Origin of the sequence: Tardiphaga sp. (assembly GCF_044340795.1) — a bacterium.
In the GTDB taxonomy this organism is placed as follows: Bacteria; Pseudomonadota; Alphaproteobacteria; order Rhizobiales; family Xanthobacteraceae; genus Tardiphaga.
In genome coordinates, this window is record NZ_JBIISY010000342.1 from 1 (window position 1) to 4,908 (window position 4,908).

A 4,908-nucleotide genomic window follows, 5' to 3' on the forward strand; every position below is an offset into this window, starting at 1 on the left:
CTGATTTGCTGTTCACCAACTTTTTCGCTTCTCGCAGCTTCAGGCATCAGACTCTCTATGAGATCGAGATCGCTTCTCACAGCAGCAACACTAATCTGAAACTCTACACTAGTTGCAGACCAATCAAACTTGTCGAGTTCCGCGTTTGCGCGCTTTTGATCCCCCTTCAGTTTAATCGCGAGCGCATAGTTAACAGCCATCATTCTGCGCATGGACTCCAATCCACCTTTGCCAGCGTGATGCAAACCGTAGTCTAAAATTTTTTCGGCGATATCATACTCATCGGATCGCAAGAGTTCATATGCTGTATGATTCAAGCTTGAATCGGCAGTTCCACGGTCTGCTGGAACAAGCTTACGCCACAAGAACTGACTGAGCTTAATACTCAGCTCCTGAACCACTGAAACAGCGCCAACGAAATACTCGCTATCGACTTTTAAGATATCACCGATCTTGCATTTGACTTCGACGCCGTGCTCTTTGCACTTATGGAGATACCTCGCATTCACACAGCCAGCATTGTGAGTAAAAAGATTCCTTCGCTCACAAATCTCCATAAACGCCTTCACGCAATCTTGCTTGGTATCAACATTCGCGTTGAACAGCTTTCCGATAGATACTAGCTGCTCAAAATGATCTTGATACATTATCTCATCAATCTCCTTTTCGAGAAGATACTCTGAAGCATCAGAGATCGATGAAAACTGCGAAATTTCCTTCAAACTCATCGCGCGGTCAATTTTTGACAACAGCGCAGGCTGGGTCGAGAGTCCGACACGTATAAGCTTACGCAAGAAATTATCGTATTCACTAACTAGACCGATTAGCAGCAAACCGGGAAGCTGGTTTATGCCTTGAATTCCATCTGCTCCTTCGCCGATTGCTTGCATGATCTCCGGAAAATGAGCTGGATTGAAAGAGTAAACTGACCGCTCAGGATCCTCGTGAGACAAGGTTGCATGCTTCATAAGAACCGGCCTTATGGAGAACGAGAATTGAAGGTCCATTGCCGCACCATCAAGAAGCCCCATCAATTTATTCAACGAGCGATGGCGAGATACCGCGCCAGCCAACTCATTTTGAATCGCCTTAAAAGACATTGAAGACGAGTCCGTTGTCGGCTCCCGTTCTATTTCTTCTCTTTTAATTTCAGGAAAAGGAATTTCCTTTGCTGCATCGATTGACGGCGAGAACGCAAATGCTCCGTGAAGTTGGCGCCCATTGTTCTGTTTAAATACCGTCAGATATCCCAGCGGGAAGCGTTTTGATTTTTTTGTCGTCGTCTTCTTCGCCACGAGCATTCCCCACCATCTGTCGGCTCGCGTAGATCGCGCTACAGATCGACCGCCGAAACTCCAACGACACCTAAACTCATGAGAGGATGCCGGCAAGTACCAGAGGGACTACAACTTGATCTATCCTGACGCTTTTCGAATTCATTCCCTGAAGACAAAGGAAACTCCGATGACCTCCGTGTTACATTCAGTTGGATTGCCGGGTTAAGCCTCGCAACAACAATTCGAGCCTGCCCCTACGCCGCCGCGCTTCCGCGGCTTCCCTGATCTCCGTGATGATCTGCTTCGAAAGCGCTTCCAGATCGCCCGGATTGCGCGAGGTCACGATGCCGCCGTCGCTGACGCCCCCCTTGTCCTGCCACTTCGCGCCGACATTGATCACGTGACCTGCAGCGGGCCGATGCCGCGATGTCTATGCGGGAGTGCCCTGTGTATTTACCGATAGCAGAGGCGGTCCCCGCATGGCGGCGGTCATGAGTTGCGGGAAATCTGGCATCATGGACGGTCCCGATTGATGGACAGGATCTTCGAACAACGGCAGAACTTGTCGTAACGTCGCGGTTACGGGGATGCCCATATGCATGGGAAAATCTGTGTTCGTGCTGTGCCAAGCGCGAGGCACCGTGAGCGCCGCCTTAATATCCGGGCGTGAGTTCAAAGCCCCGAACCAGTCCCATTGCCCCACGACGTCCAGCTTCCGAAACATAAGAGGCACGCCAATCTTGGCGTTGAACGTCACAACGCGCGAACGCGTGGCCAGATCGGCAGCAGCTTCCTTGCTTTGATGAGCGATGGCATACAGGGCCTCTGAAATCACGAGATTGCCTTTGGAATGCCCCACCAACAGCGGAACTTGAAAACGCTCGTCCGTCAGCAAAGCGATCAAGGTTTGCGTGTCCTTGCTCGTACGGGTGAACGCGAGACCATCGGTTGCCTCGAGCTTTCTTTCCGTCTTCGTGAAAAGCTTCGTCGCATCGTCGAGCGACTCGAACATATGCCGCATGCTGTTCAGCGCCCCGAACCAGAAAAAGCCGCCGAGCGCTTCCGTGAGAACGTCTGCTAGACCATAACCCGACACAACCGCGGCCACCTGGCCGCCAAGCGCATCCGCCACATTGCGTGCAAAGGCTGCGGCTCCAATTGCAGAACTGCCGACACCGGCAACAGCCAAGGCGGCGACTGCTCCGCCGTCTTGCAAGAAGTCCTCGGCCGTCAAAAACAGACGCAGGTGCCCCTGCCCGGTGGGAGGCACAACCAAAACTGTCCCCTCGCGCGCGAGCCAGAATGCCAGTTCAGGCGTCTCGTCATCGGTGATGACGCCGATATCGTAGAAAACGGCATCAAGCACCGCATTGCGTCTCTGGATCGCGTCGAGTGCCACGGTGCGAAGGGCATTGTCGGCGAGCTTGGCAGGCAGTGCGGCCGTCCGTTGGATCTGAACATTGCCGAGCGTGAAGACCGTCTTCATTTTCACTCTCCCAGGTTGCACTTGACCACATTTACGCAAATGTGCAGCGCAAACTAGAAGAATCTCGTGACAGACACTGGAGCGAGTGCCACTTCGGCAGCAAAAAAGACGGACCTCGCGGACCGTCCTTTCGCATTGAGATCGATTACCGCTTCAATGGGCAATGGCGACAGAGCCTACTACTCCTACGCCGCCGCCCTCTCCCCGGCTTCCCTAATCTCCGCGATAATCGCCTTCGAAAACGCCTCCAGATCCCCCGGATTGCGCGACGTCACGATGCCGCCGTCGCTGACAACTTCCTTGTCCTGCCACTTCGCGCCGGCATTGATCACGTCGTTCCTGATGGAATGATAGGACGTCATCTTGCGGCCCGCGGCGATGCCGGTTTCGACCAGGAGCCACGGCGCATGGCAGATCGCGGCGATCGGCTTGCCGGCCGCATAGAACGCCTTGATCAGCGCCAGCGCATCGTCATTGACGCGCAGCAGATCCGGATTGATCTGGCCGCCCGGCAGCACCAGCGCGTCGTAATCGGCATCATTGGCGCCGGACAGCGCCACATCGACCTTCACCGACTGGCCCCAGTCGTCGCCGTCCCAGCCGCGGATGACGCCATGCTCGGGCGAGACCACATGCACCTCGGCGCCGGCCTCGCTGAGCCGATCGCGCGGCACCTCCAGTTCCGACTGCTCAAAACCATTGGTGGCGAGAATGCAAACGCGCTTGCCGGTGAGTTTCGCGGCCATCAGGACCTCCATCGCTGTGTGTGATGCAGGGGCAATGAGAGACGGCGGGCATCGTTCCTGACGGGAAAGGGGCGATTGGGTGGCGGACGCCAGCGGGAACGGCGTTTGCGGCGGGCTCCGGCTTCGCTCTGCGAGCTTCGCCGGGCGCGGCCCGGCTCTCCCCATTGAGGGAGGGCGCCCTGCTGCCAGAGCGCTGGCGCAAGCAAAAACGGCGGACCTTGCGATCCGCCGTTTTGATAGCTGGACTATCAGTGAAACCTAAGCGCGGGCACCTGCGGCGCGCTTGGTGGCCCGCCGGGCCGGCGCGGCCTGACTTGTAGCCGCGGCTTCGCGCTTGAGGCGCTCGGCACGAAGGCGCTCCATGTTGGAGTAGAGGTGCTCCTGCGCACGCTCGTGCTCGGCCATGGCCTTCTCGGCGTCCTTCTGACGCATCAGGTTACGTTCAGCTCGCTCGATCGGAGTGAGCTTGTGCGGAATGCTTTGCTCGGTGTGCTGATCTGTCATGGGGATACAACGCGTGGAACGCCAATGGGTTCCACAACGCATGCCCAACCAGGGACCCTGCATTCGGCTAATCGCCAGCGAAATGCATCGTTCCGACGTCTGGAGCGCGGACCGCCCTCCATATGTGGAACGCCCCTCACCCGAAACCTTCGGTTTCGACCTCTTCCCGGCGGGGAGAGGTATCCGGGCGTCGCTTCTCGCTTTGGTATCTGTCGAACGAAAATGCCCGGCGCGAGGCCGGGCATTCTGACAGCGATCGTGGCTGGTATCAGTTGTCGAGGAACGAACGCAGCTTGCGGCTGCGGCTCGGGTGCTTCAGCTTGCGCAGCGCCTTCGCCTCGATCTGGCGGATACGTTCGCGGGTCACCGAGAACTGCTGGCCGACTTCTTCCAGCGTGTGGTCGGTGTTCATGCCGATGCCGAAACGCATGCGCAGCACGCGCTCTTCGCGCGGGGTGAGCGAGGCGAGCACGCGCGTGGTGGTTTCGCGCAGGTTCGACTGGATCGCCGCATCGATCGGCAGCACCGCATTCTTGTCCTCGATGAAATCACCGAGATGCGAGTCTTCCTCGTCACCCACCGGGGTTTCGAGCGACAGCGGCTCTTTTGCAATTTTCAGGACCTTGCGGACCTTCTCCAGCGGCATGCCGAGCTTTTCGGCCAGCTCCTCAGGAGTAGGCTCGCGGCCGATCTCGTTCAGCATCTGGCGCGAGGTGCGGACGATCTTGTTGATCGTCTCGATCATGTGCACCGGAATACGGATGGTGCGCGCCTGGTCGGCGATCGAGCGGGTGATCGCCTGACGAATCCACCAGGTGGCGTAGGTCGAGAACTTGTAGCCGCGGCGATATTCGAACTTGTAGACCGCCTTCATCAGGCCGATGTTGCCTTCCTG

Annotated in this window: 6 protein-coding genes; all 6 read right to left on the minus strand. The window is 57.0% G+C overall.

Annotated elements, in window-relative coordinates:
- Positions 1-1,295 (minus strand): hypothetical protein (locus ACIQ17_RS30750; RefSeq protein ID WP_398473272.1); only part of this gene is annotated, 1,295 nt, incomplete at its 3' end.
- A gap of 187 nt (positions 1,296-1,482) precedes the next feature.
- The gene (locus ACIQ17_RS30755; RefSeq protein WP_398473273.1) at positions 1,483-1,677 is read right to left on the minus strand and encodes a hypothetical protein; all 195 of its coding nucleotides are present in this window, start codon (positions 1,675-1,677) and stop codon (positions 1,483-1,485) included.
- Between the two features lie 30 nt (positions 1,678-1,707).
- A complete protein-coding gene (locus ACIQ17_RS30760) occupies positions 1,708-2,763 on the minus strand; it encodes a hypothetical protein (RefSeq protein ID WP_398473274.1) in 1,056 nt (351 codons plus the stop codon).
- A 185-nt stretch (positions 2,764-2,948) separates the two neighbouring features.
- Positions 2,949-3,509 carry a type 1 glutamine amidotransferase domain-containing protein gene (locus ACIQ17_RS30765; protein ID WP_398473276.1) on the minus strand — a complete coding sequence of 187 codons (561 nt, stop codon included), beginning with the start codon at positions 3,507-3,509 and terminating at the stop codon, positions 2,949-2,951.
- Between the two features lie 258 nt (positions 3,510-3,767).
- Entirely contained in the window at positions 3,768-4,013 is a 246-nt protein-coding gene (locus ACIQ17_RS30770) for a hypothetical protein (RefSeq protein ID WP_398473277.1), read from the minus strand.
- A gap of 268 nt (positions 4,014-4,281) precedes the next feature.
- Positions 4,282-4,908 (minus strand): sigma-70 family RNA polymerase sigma factor (locus ACIQ17_RS30775; RefSeq protein WP_398473278.1); only part of this gene is annotated, 627 nt, incomplete at its 5' end.

Excerpts from the sequence above, each read along its gene's own strand:
- ACIQ17_RS30760 (WP_398473274.1), bottom strand. The coding sequence starts at position 2,763 with ATGAAGACGGTCTTCACGCTCGGCAATGTTCAGATCCAACGGACGGCC.
- ACIQ17_RS30765 (WP_398473276.1), bottom strand. The coding sequence starts at position 3,509 with ATGGCCGCGAAACTCACCGGCAAGCGCGTTTGCATTCTCGCCACCAAT.
- ACIQ17_RS30770 (WP_398473277.1), bottom strand. The coding sequence starts at position 4,013 with ATGACAGATCAGCACACCGAGCAAAGCATTCCGCACAAGCTCACTCCG.